Consider the following 18,577-nt stretch of genomic DNA (forward strand, 5'->3'; position numbering starts at 1 on the left):
CCCCTAATCAATCAAACGGTACTTTCTGCGCAGTTGTTGCCGCAGTAAAAAAGCACTCAGATTCAGCAATAAAATCAATGTCAACAATACCAACCCTATGGTAAATACCAAGGAGATGGCAACCTCGGTATCCGGGTTTTGAAAACCGGCATCGTACAGATGATAGCCAAGGTGCATGAATTTTCGTTCCAGGTGAATGTAAGGAAACTGACCGTCAATCGGCAATTGGGGCGCCGATTTCACCACCCCGACCAACATCAACGGAGCCACTTCCCCGGCCGCTCTTGCCACGGCCAGGATCAGCCCGGTCAGCATGGCTGGCGCCGCCTGCGGCACCACAACTTTCCAGATGGTTTCAGCCTGAGTAGCCCCAAGCGCAAAACTGCCAAGACGCTGAGCCTGCGGCAACTTAGCCAGCCCCTCTTCAGTAGCGACAATGACCACCGGCAAAGTTAACAACGCCAGTGTTAAAGCAGCCCAAAACAGCCCAGGTGTACCAAAGGTTGGGGCAGGTAACTGGTCGGGATAAAACAAGCGGTCCAGGCTACCTCCCAGCACATAGACAAAAAACGCCAGACCAAAGACCCCCATCACCACCGAAGGGATACCGGCCAGGTTATAAACACTGGTCCGAATCCATTGGGTAAGCCAGTTTTTACCTGCATACTCATGCAAATAAATGGCCGCAAGTATGCCAAAAGGTGTTACCAGCACGGCCATTAGCAACACCATGACCAGGGTGCCGAAAATGGCTGGGAAGATGCCACCTGTCCCTGGATTCTGGTTAGGTGAAGCTGTTAAAAAGTGCCGCCACTCCTGCAGGTACAGCTGGAGCTTTTGCCACCAGGATAGTTGATTCGGCAACCAATGAGCCCGCACCTGCTCCCACGGCAGGGCAACTTGCTCCCCAGTGCCGGTTTGCAGCCAGAATGCATCTGCAGTGCGCTGGGGCTGCCGCCAGGCATACAGAGTCCGGCCATCGTACATCTGCACCAGTACCGCTTCTGCTGGCCGCTCAGGCAGCAACTCAGTCGCCGTGATTAGCAGATAACGCCCCGCCGGGCTGCTATCCCTTGCCTGGAGACTATCGCCCCTATCGACCAACCAAAGCGCCCTGTCCATCCCGTCAGTTGCATCCTGGCGACGCATCAAGCGCCCAAGTTCAGGTTCAGTCTGCTCCGTCAGTTGAAACTGCACCAAAGGTGCTGGCCACAAATGCTGCAGGCCTTTGCTGGTAATAAGCAAAAGCAGGGCCATAAAAAGCCCCAGGCACAGTAACAAAGCCGAAGCGCTCAACCAAACCCAGGGACTGCCTTGTTGCCACCATTGCCGCATGCTGCCTCCTAAAGCTGCTGATAACGCTGGCGGATCCGCTGCCGCAGCACAGATACCAGGGTGTTGATGAAAAATGTCAGCACCAGCAACAACAAAGCGGCCAGCAGCAAGACTTTAAAGTGACTGGAACTTACCGCAGCTTCCGGCATCTCTAAAGACAGACTGGCGGTCAGGCTTCGCATACCGGTAAAAGGATCAAAGCCGAGTAATGGCGTATTGCCGGTGGCCATAATCAGGATCATGGTTTCCCCCAAAGCCCGGCCAAGCCCCAGCAAAACAGCAGCCAAAATACCAGGAGCAGCCACCGGCAGCACCATGCTGCTCAGTGCCTGCCAACGGCTGGCGCCAAGCGCCAGTACCCCCTGGGCCAGTGATGGTGGCACTTGCGATACCACATCTTCGGTCAGGCTAAAAATACTCGGGATCACCGCCAGGCCCATGGCCATACCAATGATCAGCGCATTGCGCTGCTGATAATCGATTCCGCGTTCGCCGAGCCAGAGCAACAAAGAACCATCAAACCACCACTGCTCAAGCCAGGGGGTGCCAATGTAGGCAAGCCAGACAGCAAGCAGCAGCGGTATAAGCAGGACAAACCAGCCTGGCTGCTCAGCCTGTTGCTGGCGCTGTTGCCGCCAGCAGTACCAGACAGCGCTGCTCAGAAGCACCAGCGAAGGCACCAGCAGCAGCAACATGAAAAACAGCAGCAACTGTTGCTCCAGCCAGGGGGCCAACAGAAAAGCTGCAATAAAGCCCAGGATCACCGTTGGCATCGACTCCAGCATTTCCATGCTGGCCTTGACCCGATAGCGCCATCGCTCCGGCAAATAACAAGCAGTGTATACAGCGGCCAGGATCGCCAGCGGCGTGGCAAATAACATGGCGTACCATGCTGCCTTCAGGGTACCAATGGTTAACGGCACCAGCGATAATTTGGGACTGGCATCATCGGCCGCTGCGGCTGTTTGCCACACATAAGCCGGCTCACGACGCCCTTCATAATGCACTGGTAACCACAACTGAGTAAAAGACACAGACGGATGTTGCCACTGTATCTGATACCAGTTGCTGGTACCGGACTGCCAATCCAGCCGTAGCCACTGCCGATCATCGCTGAGCTGCAGGTGCTGCAACCTATCTGACGGCAAGCGAAGTTCAGCCAGCAATCGGGCTGAGTCCACCTGATGCAGCTGCAACAGCCCGGGATGCAGGCTAAAAAAGCTGCTTGACGATACGGGGATCAAAGCCAGCAAAGGCGTGTCGCTTACTGAGATCCCAGGGCGGGCAATCAGTTGCTGATGCAATCGAAACCAGGATTGCACCTGAGCGGAACCATCGGCCAACAGCAAAGTACGACTGCCCGGCAGCAACACGGCATCGCTGAGCGGGGCCATCGTCAGTTGGTCGCGCAGCTGCAGCTGCCAGCTTTCATCCTGCTGCAGGTACCAGCGAATCGCGCCATCCCGCTGTAGCACCACTCGCTCTTGCAGGCCATTATCCAAATGCAGCTCGGCTTGCTGCCCGGTATCAGCCTGATACAGGCTATGCCATTCAGGTTCGGTATCTGGCGACGCTACAGGGCTGATGCTGCCGGCTTGAAACAAGGGCCAGACTTGCCAAATCAAAAACAGGAAAATAAAAGCGAAAGCCAGCAAAATACCATAGCCAACCAGAGTAACAGACCAACGGCTTATCTTGTCAAAGTAGTGCCTAGCTTGCATTTTGCTTCACTCCCAACTGTTGCAGTAACAACGAGCGTTGCTCAGTTGGCAAGGCTTCATAACCATGCTCCACCGCTAATTGTTGACCACTATCTGAGAGCACCATACGCAAAAAAGCCAGCTCCGCCATGCCGGCAGCTGTGTCAGGATGGTAGTTGAGATAAATATACAAGCTTCGTTGCAATTCGATGACGTCATGCTGTTCATTCAGCAACTGCAAACGCCGGACCGCCGCACTCTGATGGCGGGCTCCGGCAATCCCAAGGCCATTTTCCGCCAAAGCGACCGCCTGGATCACCGCTGCTGCGCCAGGCAATTCGTGCAGCTCAGGCCGAAAATCACCATGACAGAGCAACTGCTGCTTTAGAAATCCATAGGTACCGGATGCTGAATTACGACCAAACAAGGCTACCGTACGCTGGCTAAGCGGGCCTGTCAGACCAAGATCCCGCCAGTAGCGCAAAGCTTTAGCCGACTGGCATTGTGGTTCCACTGAAAACAATTGCTCAAGCTCAGACAGCCGGATGGCTCGCAACGGATTGCTTCGATGGACAAACACGGCCAGGGTTTCCAATGCCACCGGGATGGCCAATGGCGGGTAGCCGTGTACCCGCTCGAACCGCTGCCGTTCGGTTGCCGTCATTAAACGGCTCATCGGCCCCAGGCTGGCCGTAGACTCAGTAAGAGCAACCGCCGCTGTGGCTGAACCACCGGCCTGGATCTGCACATTCAGCTCAGGATACTGCCGCATAAAATGCAGCGACCAGACCTGCATTAAACTGTTCAGGCTATCGGAGCCGGTGGTGGTGAGGTTGCCTCTCAAGGGCGTCGTTGTTTCATCGCCAGGCAAGGCTGCAGGACTTGCCTGCACAGCCAAGATCCAAACCCCAACGACCAGCGCCAGCATTCGATTGAACAAACACATCTCCTTACAAAAAGTCTCTGGCAGCAAGGTGGGAAAACAGGCGTCATAGTAGCACTGAACCCTATCGCAGCAAAAGCAGCTAGCAGCATCCGAAAAACAGAGCTGAAGCTGACCTGGAAAAATTTATCGCATTTAACTTTATTCCTACTGCTGGATGGCTACACTAAGTAACAGGAACCTTGTTCCCATAATAATGATTATTTAAACCGCCCCAACAGTCGTTAACAAAAGGAATCGCTATGAAGCAGTTAGTCCTGACCGTCATAGGACGCGATAAATCCGGCCTGGTAGAGCAGTTGGCTACTGTGGTCAATCAATACAAAGGCAACTGGATGGCCAGTAACCTAAGCCACTTAGCCGGTTACTTTGCCGGCATTGTGCAACTGGAAGTTGCTGAAGCCGATGTAGCCGAGCTGACCTCAGCTTTGAGTGCCATTACCGATCTGGATATTCATATTCACCATGGCATTGACAGCGATGGACAAAACAAACAGTTGCTAAGGTTCGTGATTACCGGTAATGATCGTCCAGGTATTGTCCGTGAGCTATCCTCAGTGATTAAACACAAAGGCACCAATATCATTCACTTTGAAAGCTCAAAGCAAAGTGCACCCAACTGGGGCTCGCCCTTGTTCAATGCTATTGCCACCGTCGAACTGGCACCAGGCTTAAGCAGGGACGAGGTCATAGCAGCGTTGGAAGCCATCGCCACCGATGTGGTGGTGGATGTAGAAATCGCGGAATAATATTTTTTACAGCGGCTTCGGCCGCTTCATCCAATTGTCATAAAAATGCCATAGAGTAAATGCTTCAGCTGTCAGGAGTGCTGCTATGGAAAACCCACAAAGTGTCTCTGAAACCCTATTTGTTCCCATGATACCGCGCGAGCTCAGCTGGCTGTCTTTTAACGGCCGGGTGTTGCAAGAAGCCGCCGATACCCGCAACCCGCCAATTGAGCGACTGCGCTTTTTGGGGATCTACTCCAACAATATGGATGAGTTTTTCCGGGTACGGGTAGCCGATGTCAAGCGCCGGATCCTGCTAAAGAAATACCAGGCCAGCCCAGATGAAGATGCAGAGCAATTGCTGCAAGACATTCAGCAAAAAGTGCTTGAGCAAGGCGAGCAATTCACCCAGATTTACAAAGATATTCAGTTGGAGATGCGCAAGCACAGCATTGAGCTGATTGATCATAACCGACTGACAGAGCCACAAATCGACTGGTTGCGTAACTATTTCCGCAGTGAAGTAAAAAAACACATTTCACCCATTATTCTTAGCAATGAAGAACATCGGCTGGCCCGCTCACTGGAAGACAACACCACCTATTTGTTTGTCGAGATGAGTGGTCAGGGCAAGCCCGAGTACGCCATTGTGGAGGTGCCAACCCGGGAGCTTTCGCGCTTTGTCGAGCTGCCACTGGAGCTGAATACCCGTAAGAAAAACGGCCATTACCGCCGCCAGTTGCTGCTGCTGGATGATATCCTGCTGCTGTGCCTGGCCGATTTATTCAGTGGCTTCTTTGAGTTTGAGCAGATCCAGGGCTACTCGCTGAAAATGACCCGAGATGCCGAGTACAACATCAGCGATACGCTGGACCAAAGCCTGCTGGATAAAATGTCCAAAGGGATCCGCCAACGCTTAAAATCGGAACCGGTGCGGCTGGTGTACGACAAAGAGATGCCGGAAGATATGCTGAAAGTGCTGCGCAAACAGCTCGGCACCAGCTCAATGGACTCGCTGATTGCCGGCGGTCGTTACCGCAATTTCAAGGATTTTATCGGCTTTCCAAACATGGGTCACCACAGCCTGGAGTTTGCGCCCTTACCGCCACTGCCAAGCCCGGAGTTTGAACAGCATGCCACCAGCTTCGATGCCATCCGCGCCAGCGATATCCTGCTGCATTACCCCTATCAGGATTTTGGTTACTTTACCGAGTGGATCCGCCAGGCTTCGTTCGATCCCAAAGTCAGTAGCATTAAACTGACCATGTACCGGGTGGCCAAAAACTCCCGGGTGATCAGTTCGCTGGTCGATGCGGTGCGCAATGGTAAGAAAGTGGTGGTAGTGGTAGAGCTGAAAGCGCGCTTTGATGAAGAAAACAACATCAACTGGTCCCGTAAAATGACCGAGGCCGGCATCCATGTGGTGTTTGGCCTGACTACACTGAAAATTCACTCCAAACTCTGTTTAATCACCCGGCTAGAGCGGGGTAAGGCCGTACGTTATGCCCATATCGGCACCGGCAATTTCAATGAAAAAACCGCCCGTATCTACACCGATATGAGCTTGTTCAGCTGCCATCCGGAGCTGACAGCCGAAGTCGACCAGGTGTTCGAGTTTATTGAGTACAGCTACCGCCCTTACCAATTTAACCACTTGATTGTCTCACCAACCTGGAGCCGGCCACGGCTGATTGCCTTGATTGAGCGGGAAATTGGTTTCGCCACCTCGGGACGCAAAGCCGAGATTATTCTGAAAGTGAATAATCTGGTGGATAAGGAGATCATCGCGCTGCTGTATCAGGCCAGTCAGGCCGGGGTAAAAATCCGCATGATCATCCGCGGTATGTGCTCGCTGATCCCAGGTGTGCCTGGTCTTAGTCAGAACATTAAAGTGATCAGTGTGCTGGATCGTTTTCTTGAACACAGCCGGGTCTATGTCTTCCATAATGGCGGCGAAACCGAGGTGTATATTTCGTCTGCCGACTGGATGACCCGCAATATCGATCATCGGGTTGAGGTGGGTGTGCCGGTGTATGATTTACGCTTAAAGCAGCAAATCCTTGACATCCTGCACATCCAGCTAAAAGATAACGTCAAAGGCCGGCTGCTGGATGCCAGCCAAAGCAACAGCTATGTGAAGCGTGGTAATAAGCGTAATATCCGCTCACAGCAAGCTACTTACGATTATCTGGCAGCTCTGCAACACGACTTGCCAGCAAGGACACCCGATTGAGTCAAACCGATACTTCAGTAACCAGCAGCGGCCTTATGGCCGCGGTGGATTTAGGCTCCAACAGCTTTCATCTGGTGATTGCCCGCGATCTGCATGGCGATTTACAATTGCTGCACCGCGAAAAACAAAAAGTGCGGCTGGCCGAAGGCTTAAACAACGATCTCATCCTCAGTGAAGAAGCGATGGAGCGCGGTCTGTCGGTATTGCGGCAGTTTGCTGATACCTTATCCGGCATACCAGCCGATGCAGTGCGGGTCATCGCCACCTACACCCTGCGCCGGGCCAGCAACAGCCAGACTTTTTTACGCCGGGCCCGCAGCCTTTTCCCCTACCCGATTGAAATCATCTCCGGTCAGGAAGAAGCCCGTTACATTTATCAGGGCGTGGCGCACTTTGAACATGCTGCCGAGCACCGGCTGGTGATGGACATAGGCGGTGGCAGTACCGAGTTTGCACTCGGGCAGGGGTTTGAAGTGCTGCGCCTTAGTAGCCGCAATATGGGCTGTGTCAGTTACGGCAAAGAGTTTTTTGCCGGCGGCAAACTTTCGGCCAAACGCTTTTCCCGTGCTATTCTGCAGGCCGAGCAGGAGCTTGAGTCCATCGCCAGTGCCTTTAAAAAAACCGGCTGGCAGCAGGCACTTGGCACCTCAGGCTCGGTGAAAGTACTGCGCGATATTGTGCAGCAGCTGCAAAGCGATGGGGTACTGCGTCTTAACGAACTGCTGCAATTAAAACAATTGTTGATTCAGGCAGGCCATATCCAGGCGCTGGAGCTGGCAGGTCTGAGTGATGATCGCAGAGCTCTGCTGGCACCGGCACTGTGCATTGCCATCGCTGCTTTTCAGATGCTGGATATTCAGGAAATGCAGTACTGCGAAGCGGCGCTGCGCGAAGGTGTGTTGAACGAAATGCGTCAGCGCCGTTATCAACAGGATATTCGCCAGAGCACCATTGCCAGTTTGCAACAACGTTATCAGGTGGATGTGCCGCACAGCGAGCGGCTGCAGCGCACCGCAACTGATTTACTGGCACAAGCCGCCAACAGCTGGCAAATCCCAGCCGAAGCCCAGCAGTTGCTGCTCTGGGCCTGCCAGGTGGTGGAAATTGGCCTGCAAATCAATTCATCAGGCATCCAAAAGCACTCGGCCTATATTTTGCAACATGCCAACCTGCCTGGTTTTAACCAGGAGCAACAGCAACTACTGGCCTTTTTGGTTCGTTACCACCGCAGCAAACTAAAGGGCCTGAGCCTGCCCACATTGTACCTCTACCCGCCGCATCAGTTGATGCGTCTGCTGGTGCTGCTGCGCCTTTGTGTACTGCTGAACCAAAAACGCCGCGATGACTGGTTGCCCACCCTTACTATTGAAGCCAGCGAGCATGCCCTCGCCCTTGACTTACCCGCCGACTGGTTACAGCTGCAGCCGCTGCTACAGGCCGATTTGCAGCAAGAGGCCAGTTGGCTGGCTAAGGCCGGCTTTCATTTTCAACCACCGCAGCAACCCGAGGAGCCTGATGATGCCTGATGGGGATCCCACAGCAACAGCGGCCATCGCGAGTAGACGTTGCCCCTGGCTCGATTGCAGCAAAGCAGATTATGTGGCTTACCATGATGACGAATGGGGAGTACCGCTGTTTGATGATCAAAAATTGTTTGAGTTTATTACGCTGGAGGCTGCTCAGGCCGGGTTGAGCTGGTATACGGTTTTGAAAAAGCGACCGCATTACCGTCAGGTCTTTGCCGGCTTTGCTGCCGAGCAAGTAGCGCGTTTTGACCAACAGCAGATTGAGCTACTACTGCAGGACCCCGGCATTATCCGCAACCGCCTAAAAGTAGAAGCAGCAGTGAACAATGCCCGCTGCTTTTTAGCCATTCAGGAAGCCTTTGGCAGCTTTGCCGCTTACCAGTGGCGCTTTGTCGATGGCAGACCGCAGGTCAGCAACATCCGTGGGCCAGAGGATTACCGCGCTACCAGCAAAGCCTCCGCTGCCATGAGCAAGGATTTAAAACAACGCGGTTTTAAATTTGTTGGCTCCACCATTATCTACGCCCATATGCAGGCCTGCGGTATGGTGAACGATCACAGCCTGAACTGCTTTCGCCGCCAGCAGATTATCGACAGCTATCAGGCACTGGGGCTTGGCTAATAACAACCCTTACTCTTCCGCCGCCAGGCTAAAAGAAAAACTACTGCCAGCACCGGGCTCACTGAAAATCAGCAAGCGGCTGTTGTGGCGCGATAGCACGTGTTTCACAATGGCCAGCCCCAGACCACTGCCGCCGGTGGCCCGGCTTCTGGCCTGATCCACCCGGTAAAAACGTTCGGTTAAGCGTTTGACATGCTTGGGGGCTATACCCTCACCATTATCATTGACTGAAAACACCGCCTTATTGTGCTGCCGCTGCCAGCTCACTTTGATCTCACCACCCGGCGGAGTGTACTTGATGGCATTGGTAATCAGGTTGGAAAAAGCTGAACGCAGCTCATCGGCACTGCCCTTGACCACCAACTGCTCGTCAATATGAAATTCAATACTATGCTGCTTGTCCCGGTTCAGCGACTGCGCTTCTTGCTCTAAGTAATGCAGCAGCTCCGGCACCTGCACCACCTGTTCGTGTTGCACCGGGCCTGAAGCCTCGATGCGTGATAAAGCCAACAATTGTTGTACCAGCGCCTGCATTCGTAGCGTTTGATCCAGCATCACCGGATGAATTTTTTGCCACATGGCTTCATCCGGCAATTGGCCGGGTTCCAGCATTTCCAGATAGCCCTGCACTACGGTCAATGGGGTACGCAGTTCGTGCGAAACGTTGGCAACAAAGTCTTTGCGAATTTGCTCCAGCTGTTTCAGCTGGGTGATATCGCGCACAATCAACAGGTACTGATGGTCGCCATAAGGCACAAAACGGAACTCCAGCACCAGCTCCTGGGCGTGGTGAGCCGTCAGTACCAGGGCTTCTTTAAACTGCTGGCGATGCAGGTAATTTTGAAACTCTGGGTGGCGTACCAGGTTGTCGATCCGCTGCCCTTCGTCCTGCGGCCAACGCAAGCCAATTAACAACTGCGCCAATCGGTTGCACCATAAAATGGTCCACTCATCGGAAAGCAGCACGATGGCCTCGGGCAAGGCTTCGGCACCATCGCGAAACTGCCGAACGATGGCACGCATTTGCTTTTGCTTGTAGCGGGCTTTACGTTGCTGATAGTAAATACCATCGAAAATCTGCTGCCAGCTCCAGCGCCCTTCTGGCGGTGTCAGTTTGCGGTCACGCCAGAGCCAGCGGTCGACTTTAAACAAGTGCAGGTAGTGCCAGCTTAAAAGTCCAAGCGCCGCCAGCAGCATAGCTTCACTGGCAAAACCCCAGATGCTGCCAATCAGGGCAGAGAACAGAAATAAGCAAGCGACCCGAAACAGGATCGCTCGTTTGGATAGTAAAAGGCGCATGCGTGCTGCTTACCTGCCTTATTTTAAGGAGAAACGATAACCCGAACCGCGTACCGTCTGGATTAAACGATCATGACCAGCGGGAGAAATAGCTTTACGCAGCCGGCGGATATGCACATCCACGGTTCTGTCTTCCACATACACATTAGTGCCCCAGACATGATCCAGCAACTGCTCACGGCTGTATACCCGCTCAGGATGGGTCATAAAAAAGTGCAACAGGCGAAACTCAGTCGGCCCCATATCCAAGGCTTCTTCCTTCGCACTAACCCGGTGCGACACCGGATCCAGCTTTAAGCCCTGCACTTCAATCACATCATCCAGACTGGTCGGTGAGACCCGGCGGATCACCGCTTTAATCCTCGCCATTAGCTCTTTTGGCGAAAATGGCTTGGTGACGTAATCATCAGCACCGACTTCCAACCCTTTGACCTTGTCTTCTTCTTCCCCACGGGCGGTGATCATAATAATAGGAATTTGCCGGGTTAATTCGTGTTGCTTCATTTTTTTTGCAATCTGAATACCACTGCCACCTGGCAGCATCCAGTCCAGCAACACCAGATCGGGATAGGGCTCTATCAAGGAGTCCATCGCCTGATCGACATCTTCTGCTGTAGCTGTCTGATAACCATTTTGTTCCAGCACGAAACACAGCATATCGCGGATTGGTGCTTCATCTTCTACCACCAGTACACGTCGTGACATAGCCTTTCCTATCTGCTAACTATCTGAGTACAGACATTATCTCTCGCAATTATGACAGATTTATGAAAAAAACCGAGCAAGTTAAGAATTTGACTGAAAAATACATATAAAAACAACATCCAGGAAACAAAAAAGGCCCTCGTCAAGAGGGCCAAAACAGGGTAACACAGGGAAAAATCAAACTTAGAAGTTGTAAATCATCCCCAACGAGAAACCTGCGCTGTTTTCACCGGCAATAGGTGTCAAGCGAGTATCACGACCGCCGCTGGCGATGGTGAAAGCAGCCGCATCATCGTTCGAGGTTAAGCCATAGACCGCGTACATGGTCAGGGCACGACCGAAGTTGCGATCAACACCAACCGCAATCATGTTGGCACCGGAATCAGCTAAATCATTTTTTCCGGCCTGATAGAACTGACCGCGCAGGGTGTAATCTTCGATTTTGTAGCTGGCACCGATGCCCCAGACATTGCGATTGCCATTTTCCAGGTTACGCGCCGCTTGATAAAGCGCTGCAACTTTGAACTCTTTGCTGACGTCGTAGCTCACACCCAAGCGCAGTGCATTCGGGTTATCACCAGCGGCATTTTCATAGCTTTCGTAAGCGGCCGCTGCATACAAGCCATTGGCGTTGTAGGTTAGTGAGGTGCTGTACGACTCGCGTTCATTCTCTACGGTGGTACCGGTGTTGTTGTGTGGCGTGTATTGCAAGTCAAAAGTAAAGCCGTTCATAGCCGGGCTGCGGTAATGCACGCCATTGCGGAAACGGTTGTCGAAGTTAGCGCCGGCAGCACCGGTGGGTACGTTGGTAATGTTACGAGCATCACCAACACGATCACCAAACATATCGGTACGGCCGCGAACCACTTTCAGTGGGGTGTCGAAGAAACCAACACGCACCAAGCCGAAGTCACCGCGCAAACCCAAGAATGAGTCACGAGTCGCGAAACTGCCATTGCCTTCGTCGAAGCGAATGTTTTGTTCTAACTGCATCACCGCCGTCAGGCCTTCAGCGACTTCGGTGCTGGCAGCAAAACGCAACCGGCTGGAGTTGCTGGACACATTCAATCCACTGTCCACGCCATTGTCTAAGTGATCCAGCGACAAATGTGCCCGACCAGAAATTTTGACATTAATATCACTGGCCATCGCAGGCATTGCAAAGGCAGAAACGACAGCGGCAGCGAGTAAAGATGTTTTGATGGTTTTCATTCGGAACTCTCCAGACCTTATTATGGGTGTCTACTTGTGTTTGCTGGCGCTATTATCAAAGCTGGAGATGACACTAAAATGTCTTTTCAATGACAGTTTAATGACAAAAGGACCCAAAGGTCCTTTTGTTGCAGAAAGCTGGCAGAGCAGCCCACTTTAGGTACGGCCTTTATCGACCACGGCTTCCACTTCTTCTTCAGTCAGATGACTGACGTTCTGGCCTTTGGCAATAAAGATGCTGAACTCACAGATGTTCTGGGCGTGATCACCGATCCGTTCCAGCGCCCGGGCTACCCAAATCAAGTGCAAACCGCGGGTAATTTGGCGGGTATCTTCCAGCATGTAGGTCAGGTTATGGCGTAAAATGCGACCATAATCGTGATCGATAAGTTTATCTTGTTTCAACACCGCCAGGGCAAGTGCCGCATCCATTTCTTTGAATGACTGCAACGACTGCTGCAACATCTGCAACACCTTATCGCCCATCATTTCAATATCTTCCAGCTGCGCTTCGGTCGGACGTTGGCAGTCTTCATCCAGTAGCTGCTTAGCAATGTGCTCGGCCTGGTCACCGATGCGTTCGACGTCGTTGATGCTTTTTAGCACCCCGACAATTAAACGCAAATCACGGGCCGCTGGCTGGCGGCGGGCTATGATTTCCAGGCAGTGTTCTTCGATGCCAATTTCATGCGTATTGACGGTGCGATCGGTCTGAATCACCTGCAGAGCTAAATCGCGATCGCCTTTGATAAAGGCTTTAATGGCATCGCGCAGCTGCTGCTCCACCAGGGCGCCCATGGTCAGCAGGCGGTCGACCGCTTCGTTCAATTCATCGTCGTACGACTGAGAGTAATGTCCGGTAATTTTATTCATCATCAATGTCCTCTGATCCCGCCTGCTTAGCCGTAACGGCCGGTAATGTAGTCTTCAGTCCGCTTGTTTTGCGGGTTGGTAAAGACCTCGTTGGTCGGCCCTACTTCCACCAGTTCTCCCAGATGGAAAAAGGCGGTGCGATCCGACACCCGGGCCGCCTGCTGCATATTGTGCGTGACCATTACTATGGTGAAATTGGTTTTCAGCTCATCGATCAGCTCTTCAATAATCGAAGTGGCGATGGGATCCAGCGCCGAACAGGGCTCATCCATCAGAATGACTTCCGGGCTGACCGCTATGGTACGGGCAATGCACAGCCGCTGTTGCTGACCACCGGATAAACCGGTACCTGGCTGTGCTAACCGATCTTTTACTTCATTCCACAGGCCGGCTTTGCGCAGACTGGATTCAACAATGTCATCCAGATCGGATTTTTTGCTCGCCAGACCATGCAATTTCGGGCCATAGGCGATGTTGTCGTAAATCGATTTGGGGAACGGGTTTGGCTTTTGAAACACCATGCCGACCTGAGCACGCAGCTGCACCACGTCTAACCGTGGGTCGTACATGTTCTGACCATCCAGTTCAATCAGGCCGGTTACCCGGCAGCTGTCGATGGTGTCGTTCATCCGGTTCAGGCAGCGCAAAAAGGTCGACTTGCCGCAGCCGGATGGGCCGATAAAGGCCAGGACCTCGTTTTTCACCACATCCATGTCGATGCCTTTGATGGCCTCGCTCGCGCCATAAAAGACTTTGACATCGCGGGCTTTCATCTTCAATTCGGTTTGTGCATTCATCGCCGGGCCTGCTGTTAAGTTCGGTTGTTCTGTAAGTACGCTTGCATTGCGTTGATCTGTCATATCGCGTGTCATGGTTACCACCGCCGTTCAAATTTTTTCCGCAGCCAGATGGCAAGGCCATTCAGACTGATCATCATGGTCAGCAGCACGATAATGGCGGCTGAGGTTCGGGCTTCAAAGAAGTTACGCAATTCATTGCCCTGCCAGAGGAAAATCTGTACCGGCAAGGCAGTTGACTGCTCAAAAGGAGTAGCCGGCACACTGGCCACGAAGGATTTCATACCAATCAGCAGCAGCGGTGCAGCCTCACCCAGCGCCTGGGCAACCCCCAGGATCGACGCCGTCAAAATGCCGGGGATGGCCAGCGGCAGCACATGATGGAAAATGGTCTGCATCTTGGACGCGCCCAGGCCAAGCGCCGCCTGGCGGATCGAAGGAGGAATGGCTTTCAGCGTTGAGCGGGTGGCAATAATCACCGTCGGCAATGTCATCAGGGACAGCACCAAACCACCCACCACAGGCGCTGACATTGGCAAATTAAACCAGCCAATAAAGACCGCAGCCCCCAACAAACCAAAGACGATGGAAGGCACTGCCGCCAGGTTGTTGATGTTCACTTCCACCAAATCAGTGATTTTGTTGCGCGGCGCAAACTCCTCCAGGTAGATGGCTGCTGCCACGCCCATCGGCACAGCCAACAGCATCACAATCAGCATCATAAAGAGTGAGCCCATAAAAGCGCCGGCCAAACCGGCCGAGGCCAGTGAACTGCGCGAGTCCGGGTTCATAAAAAGGGCAAAGCTGAAGCGGTTTTGAATCACGCCGGAGGCATAAAGCTCATCGGCCCACTGTCGCACTATCGGAGCCAGTTGCTGCTGATGATCCGGCAAACTGCGATCAATGTTGCCTTTCAGCCAGACATCGATATTGGCATCGGTCAGAAGGTTCAGCCGCTTGGTCTGGCCAATGATGGATGGGTCGTCAATCACCATATCGCGCAGCGCAAAACGCTCGCCGGAAGTCACCATCCGCAGTATCTGGCGGCGGTGCTGGTCGGCATCCGGCAGGACCTGCATCAAGGCATCGGAAATAATGCGGTTGAAGTTGATCATGCCCACTTCACTGCGCCAGGCCAGATCGCGCTCACGGAAAGCATTGTCGCTCTCGCCACGCTGCTGCACCGGCTTGTCGCTGATTTGGATAATGGCCGGATCAAAATGAATGTCCAAGGTAATACTGGCCTGCCAAAATGCCGGTAAGCCTTTGGAAAAAATATTGATAAATAGCAGCGCTACCAATGCCAGGCTGATCATCACAGCCGTTAAACCGGTAAAGCGGAACAGGGTTTCCTGCCGGTGCCGCCGGGCCAGCGAAGCCGCTACTTTTTGCTGCACAGCACTTTTTGCTGGCTGTGCCGGAGCCTTTTCAGTCAAAGTCGTCATGGCTTACTCGTACTGTTCACGGTATTTACGGACAATCACCAGGGCTACCACATTCAGCAGCAGGGTGATCACGAACAAGGTTAAGCCCAGCGCAAAGGCCACCAGCGACTGCGGGCTGGAGAAATCGTTATCGCCGGTTAACTGGTTAACAATGGTCACGGTCATGGTGGAGACCGCTTCAAACGGATTGGCGGTTAATGAAGGGCTATTTCCTGCCGCCAACACCACGATCATGGTCTCGCCAATCGCCCGACTGGCTGCCAGCAAAATCGCACCAACAATGCCCGGCAAGGCCGCCGGCAATACCACCTTGCGGATGGTTTCCGATTTGGTCGCGCCAAGGCCCAGGGAGCCATCGCGCAAGGATTTCGGTACCTGGGTGATGATGTCATCCGACAGCGACGAGATAAATGGGATGATCATAATGCCCATCACTACCCCAGCGGTCAGTGCTGAAGTCGCGCGGATATCGAGCCCCAGTGTCTCGCCCATCTCAGATAAAAATGGCCCGACTGTAACCAGCGCAAAGAAACCGTAGACGATGGTCGGAATACCGGCCAGCACTTCGATAATCGGCTTGGCGGTGGCGCGTAGCTTGGGTGATGCATACTCCGCCAGGTAAATCGCTGCCAACAGCCCCAACGGAATCGCCACCAGCATAGCAATGCAGGCAATCATAAAGGTACCAGCCAGCAGCGGCAGCATACCAAAGCTGCCCTGATCGCCGGTCAAGGAACCTTCCCCTACCCCTGAGGTAGAAAAACGCGGGTTCCAGGTGGTGCCAAAGAAAAAGTCCATCGGGCTGACAAAAGAGAAGAAGCGCAGCGACTCACCCACCATTGACAGCACAATGCCGATGGTGGTCAAAATGGCCACGGTCGAACACAGCACCAAAGCGGTTTTCACCACTTTCTCAATCTGGTTGCGCGCCCGGTGCAGCGGTGTAATGGTGCGGTAGCTGTACAACATACCGGCCGACGCCACCGCCGCCATCAGCGCCAGCATCAGGCCATTGCTGAGCTGACGGGTATCGCGTAAAAAGGCTGCTGCCTGCAATTCCCAGTCGGCCGCTTCACTGACCACACCAAAGTTGGCCGCCAGATTACCGATGCGGCGCAATGCTACCCGCAGCTCTTGTGGATCCTGGGTGATGGCGTCCGGTAATTGCGCCGTTAGCAGTTGCTGAATGGCCCAGGGCGAGCCCCAGCTCCACAGCAAAAAGACGAAAAAGGCCGGTAAAACCGCCCAAAGCCCCACCATCATGCCGTAATGATGCGGCCTGGAATGCATTCTCTGGGTGGGGTGTTGTCCGGCAACCTGTCGGGTTCGTACCAGACCTAGCTGATAGGCGATGGCCATTAAGGCCAACAGCGCCATCATCAGGGTGAGATTACTCATGCGAGCTCCATGTTACAGCGACAAATTTCAGCTGCAGGCAGTGTAAAAGATGAAGATGACAGAAATATGACAAAGCCACCTGCAAGAGGTGGCTTTGTGGCTATCTAAATAAAGGCTCTTATTGTGCTTTCAAGGCAGTACGGCTGCGGATGGTTTGCACCACTTCGGCACGCTCATTGTCCGCCAATGGGATCAGACCGGCTTCTTCCAGTGGGCTGCCAAAACCAGCGTTGCCTTCAGACACGAAGAACTCAGCAAATTCCTGCAGACCTGGGATCACACCGATGTGCTCGCCTTTGACGTAGAAGAACAGTGGGCGTGAAACCGGGTAAGTACCTGCGATGATGTTGTCGATGGTTGGTACTACGCCAGATACCGTTGCGACCTTGATACGGTCACGGTTGGACTCGTAGAAGCTCAGACCAAAAACACCGATGGCATCACGCTGCGCTTGCAAACGGGCCAGAGTTTCGGTGTAGTCACCGGCGATTTCGATGATACGACCATCGGTACGCATCGCCAGACAGAAGTTGTTACGCTCTGAACGGTCCATCGACTGCACTTCAGAGAAGGTGTTGCAGCCAGCCAGGATCACGTTTTCTTCGTACACTTCACGGGTACCGTGGTTGGATCCCGGGATGGCCAGAATGATTTCCTGATTTGGCAGCGAGCTGTCAATCTGGTTCCAACGGGTGTAAGGGTTGGCAACCATGCGGCCATTTTGTGGCACTTGCGCCGCTTGCGCCAGGAAGACATGCTCAGGCTTCAAGTGGAAGTCACCGGCATCAATGCGTGAGGCAAAAACGATACCGTCGTAACCGATTTTCACTTCAATCACTTGGTTCACGCCGTTCTGATGGCAGTTGGCCAGCTCGTTCGGGCGGATTGGACGTGATGAGTTTGCCACGTCGATGGTATTGGCACCCACGCCCTGACAGAACTGACGCAGACCACCGCCTGAGCCGCCAGAGCCAACCACAGGGGTACGGAACTGGGCGAAGTTGTTACCGAACTCTTCTGCCGCAATGGAAGAGAATGGCAATACGGTGGATGAGCCTGCCACCTGAATGGTGTCACGCGCAGCCTGGGCACTAAAAGCTAAAGTCAGAGCAGCAGCGGTAAGAGCTACCTTGGTCAGTTGGTTCAGTTTCATGTTGTTGTCCTCGTCGGTATGTAAGTGGTTATCAACGCGCTTAGTCTGCAGCGCTTATATGTCAGGAATATGACAAAATAAATTTTTACGCTTTAAATTGTTGCCAACCGGCCGCCAGTTGCTCTGACTGCTGATTCAGCTCATTGCTGGCGCTCGCCGCATCGCTTGCTGCGGTAGAAAGCTGGGCAATTTCATGGTTCAGTTGGTGAATGTTTTCGGCGGTACTGCTCGCCACCTGCTGCTGCTCATCGGTGGCGGTAAAGATCTGCTGGGTCACCGCCATCATGCCGGTAATGGCCTGTCGAATGTCTTCAAAATGCTGCTCACTACGCTCTGCCAGGCTGACGCTAAGCTCCGTTTGCTGCCGGGCCGTTGCCATCGCCTCCGCCGCGGTACTGGCTTGCTGCTGCAACTGTTCAATCATGCTGCGGATAGACTCGGTCGCCTGATGGGTGTTGGCCGATAGCGTCCGCACTTCATCGGCGACCACCGAAAAACCCCGCCCGGCTTCACCAGCCCGGGCCGCCTCGATGGCAGCATTGAGTGCCAATAAGTTGGTCTGCTCGGAAATTTTGCGAATCACATCCAGTACTTTAGAAATTTGATTC

16 protein-coding genes are annotated in these 18,577 nt (G+C 53.4%); 4 read left to right on the plus strand and 12 right to left on the minus strand.

The features are described from left to right. Positions 1-3: 3 nt before the first annotated feature. The 3 genes from pstA (ABC502_RS03920) to ABC502_RS03930 are packed head-to-tail and all read right to left on the minus strand — an operon-like array spanning position 4 to position 3,975. The gene (gene pstA / locus ABC502_RS03920) at positions 4-1,335 is read right to left on the minus strand and encodes a phosphate ABC transporter permease PstA (protein ID WP_345914937.1); all 1,332 of its coding nucleotides are present in this window, start codon (positions 1,333-1,335) and stop codon (positions 4-6) included. An 8-nt stretch (positions 1,336-1,343) separates the two neighbouring features. Further along, positions 1,344-3,056: an ABC transporter permease subunit gene (locus tag ABC502_RS03925; protein ID WP_345914938.1), complete on the minus strand. Its 1,713-nt coding sequence runs from the start codon at positions 3,054-3,056 to the stop codon at positions 1,344-1,346. After that, positions 3,046-3,975: a substrate-binding domain-containing protein gene (locus tag ABC502_RS03930; protein ID WP_345914939.1), complete on the minus strand. Its 930-nt coding sequence runs from the start codon at positions 3,973-3,975 to the stop codon at positions 3,046-3,048. The genes ABC502_RS03925 and ABC502_RS03930 overlap by 11 nt, the downstream gene beginning before the upstream one ends. Positions 3,976-4,220: 245 nt before the next feature. Here ABC502_RS03930 and ABC502_RS03935 point away from each other — a divergent pair, with 245 nt between their 5' ends. From ABC502_RS03935 to ABC502_RS03950, 4 genes are all read left to right on the plus strand, one after another. Beyond that, on the plus strand, positions 4,221-4,727 hold the full coding sequence (locus tag ABC502_RS03935) for an ACT domain-containing protein (protein ID WP_345914940.1): 507 nt from the start codon (positions 4,221-4,223) through the stop codon (positions 4,725-4,727). A gap of 85 nt (positions 4,728-4,812) precedes the next feature. Continuing rightward, positions 4,813-6,939 carry a polyphosphate kinase 1 gene (gene ppk1, locus ABC502_RS03940; protein ID WP_345914941.1) on the plus strand — a complete coding sequence of 709 codons (2,127 nt, stop codon included), beginning with the start codon at positions 4,813-4,815 and terminating at the stop codon, positions 6,937-6,939. Further along, positions 6,936-8,465, plus strand: coding sequence for an exopolyphosphatase (locus tag ABC502_RS03945; protein WP_345914942.1), 1,530 nt, complete (start codon positions 6,936-6,938; stop codon positions 8,463-8,465). Before ppk1 ends, ABC502_RS03945 begins: the two co-directional genes overlap by 4 nt. Beyond that, complete coding sequence (locus ABC502_RS03950; protein WP_345914943.1) at positions 8,455-9,087, plus strand: DNA-3-methyladenine glycosylase I; 633 nt, start codon at positions 8,455-8,457, stop codon at positions 9,085-9,087. Before ABC502_RS03945 ends, ABC502_RS03950 begins: the two co-directional genes overlap by 11 nt. A 9-nt stretch (positions 9,088-9,096) precedes the next feature. Here the strand turns inward: ABC502_RS03950 and phoR are convergent, their stop codons facing one another. The 9 genes from phoR to ABC502_RS03995 all read right to left on the minus strand — a co-directional run bounded on the left by phoR (position 9,097) and on the right by ABC502_RS03995 (position 18,570). Further along, on the minus strand, positions 9,097-10,386 hold the full coding sequence (gene phoR, locus ABC502_RS03955) for a phosphate regulon sensor histidine kinase PhoR (protein ID WP_345914944.1): 1,290 nt from the start codon (positions 10,384-10,386) through the stop codon (positions 9,097-9,099). Between the two features lie 18 nt (positions 10,387-10,404). Beyond that, on the minus strand, positions 10,405-11,091 hold the full coding sequence (gene phoB, locus ABC502_RS03960; RefSeq protein WP_330086594.1) for a phosphate regulon transcriptional regulator PhoB: 687 nt from the start codon (positions 11,089-11,091) through the stop codon (positions 10,405-10,407). A gap of 183 nt (positions 11,092-11,274) precedes the next feature. Beyond that, positions 11,275-12,303, minus strand: a complete 1,029-nt coding sequence (locus ABC502_RS03965) for a porin (RefSeq protein WP_345914945.1) — start codon at positions 12,301-12,303, stop codon at positions 11,275-11,277. 156 nt (positions 12,304-12,459) lie between these two features. Then, a complete protein-coding gene (phoU, locus tag ABC502_RS03970) occupies positions 12,460-13,179 on the minus strand; it encodes a phosphate signaling complex protein PhoU (RefSeq protein WP_345914946.1) in 720 nt (239 codons plus the stop codon). A gap of 23 nt (positions 13,180-13,202) precedes the next feature. Next, a complete protein-coding gene (gene pstB, locus ABC502_RS03975) occupies positions 13,203-13,973 on the minus strand; it encodes a phosphate ABC transporter ATP-binding protein PstB (protein WP_345915133.1) in 771 nt (256 codons plus the stop codon). A gap of 77 nt (positions 13,974-14,050) precedes the next feature. Further along, entirely contained in the window at positions 14,051-15,418 is a 1,368-nt protein-coding gene (gene pstA / locus ABC502_RS03980; RefSeq protein WP_345914947.1) for a phosphate ABC transporter permease PstA, read from the minus strand. A gap of 3 nt (positions 15,419-15,421) precedes the next feature. Continuing rightward, a complete protein-coding gene (gene pstC / locus ABC502_RS03985; protein ID WP_345914948.1) occupies positions 15,422-16,816 on the minus strand; it encodes a phosphate ABC transporter permease subunit PstC in 1,395 nt (464 codons plus the stop codon). 118 nt (positions 16,817-16,934) lie between these two features. After that, a complete protein-coding gene (locus tag ABC502_RS03990) occupies positions 16,935-17,969 on the minus strand; it encodes a substrate-binding domain-containing protein (protein ID WP_345914949.1) in 1,035 nt (344 codons plus the stop codon). An 85-nt stretch (positions 17,970-18,054) separates the two neighbouring features. Further along, positions 18,055-18,570 (minus strand): methyl-accepting chemotaxis protein, encoded by a 516-nt coding sequence (locus ABC502_RS03995; RefSeq protein ID WP_345915134.1) that lies wholly within the window; start codon positions 18,568-18,570, stop codon positions 18,055-18,057. Positions 18,571-18,577 lie beyond the last annotated feature (7 nt).

Source organism: Alkalimonas sp. NCh-2 (genome assembly GCF_039631345.1).
GTDB classification, from domain to species: Bacteria; Pseudomonadota; Gammaproteobacteria; order Enterobacterales; family Alteromonadaceae; genus Alkalimonas; species Alkalimonas mucilaginosa.

Excerpts from the sequence above, each read along its gene's own strand:
- pstA (WP_345914937.1), bottom strand. The coding sequence starts at position 1,335 with ATGCGGCAATGGTGGCAACAAGGCAGTCCCTGGGTTTGGTTGAGCGCT.
- ABC502_RS03925 (WP_345914938.1), bottom strand. The coding sequence starts at position 3,056 with ATGCAAGCTAGGCACTACTTTGACAAGATAAGCCGTTGGTCTGTTACT.
- ABC502_RS03935 (WP_345914940.1), top strand. The coding sequence starts at position 4,221 with ATGAAGCAGTTAGTCCTGACCGTCATAGGACGCGATAAATCCGGCCTG.
- ppk1 (WP_345914941.1), top strand. The coding sequence starts at position 4,813 with ATGGAAAACCCACAAAGTGTCTCTGAAACCCTATTTGTTCCCATGATA.
- ABC502_RS03950 (WP_345914943.1), top strand. The coding sequence starts at position 8,455 with ATGATGCCTGATGGGGATCCCACAGCAACAGCGGCCATCGCGAGTAGA.
- phoR (WP_345914944.1), bottom strand. The coding sequence starts at position 10,386 with ATGCGCCTTTTACTATCCAAACGAGCGATCCTGTTTCGGGTCGCTTGC.
- phoB (WP_330086594.1), bottom strand. The coding sequence starts at position 11,091 with ATGTCACGACGTGTACTGGTGGTAGAAGATGAAGCACCAATCCGCGAT.
- ABC502_RS03965 (WP_345914945.1), bottom strand. The coding sequence starts at position 12,303 with ATGAAAACCATCAAAACATCTTTACTCGCTGCCGCTGTCGTTTCTGCC.
- phoU (WP_345914946.1), bottom strand. The coding sequence starts at position 13,179 with ATGATGAATAAAATTACCGGACATTACTCTCAGTCGTACGACGATGAA.
- pstB (WP_345915133.1), bottom strand. The coding sequence starts at position 13,973 with ATGAATGCACAAACCGAATTGAAGATGAAAGCCCGCGATGTCAAAGTC.
- pstA (WP_345914947.1), bottom strand. The coding sequence starts at position 15,418 with ATGACGACTTTGACTGAAAAGGCTCCGGCACAGCCAGCAAAAAGTGCT.
- pstC (WP_345914948.1), bottom strand. The coding sequence starts at position 16,816 with ATGAGTAATCTCACCCTGATGATGGCGCTGTTGGCCTTAATGGCCATC.
- ABC502_RS03990 (WP_345914949.1), bottom strand. The coding sequence starts at position 17,969 with ATGAAACTGAACCAACTGACCAAGGTAGCTCTTACCGCTGCTGCTCTG.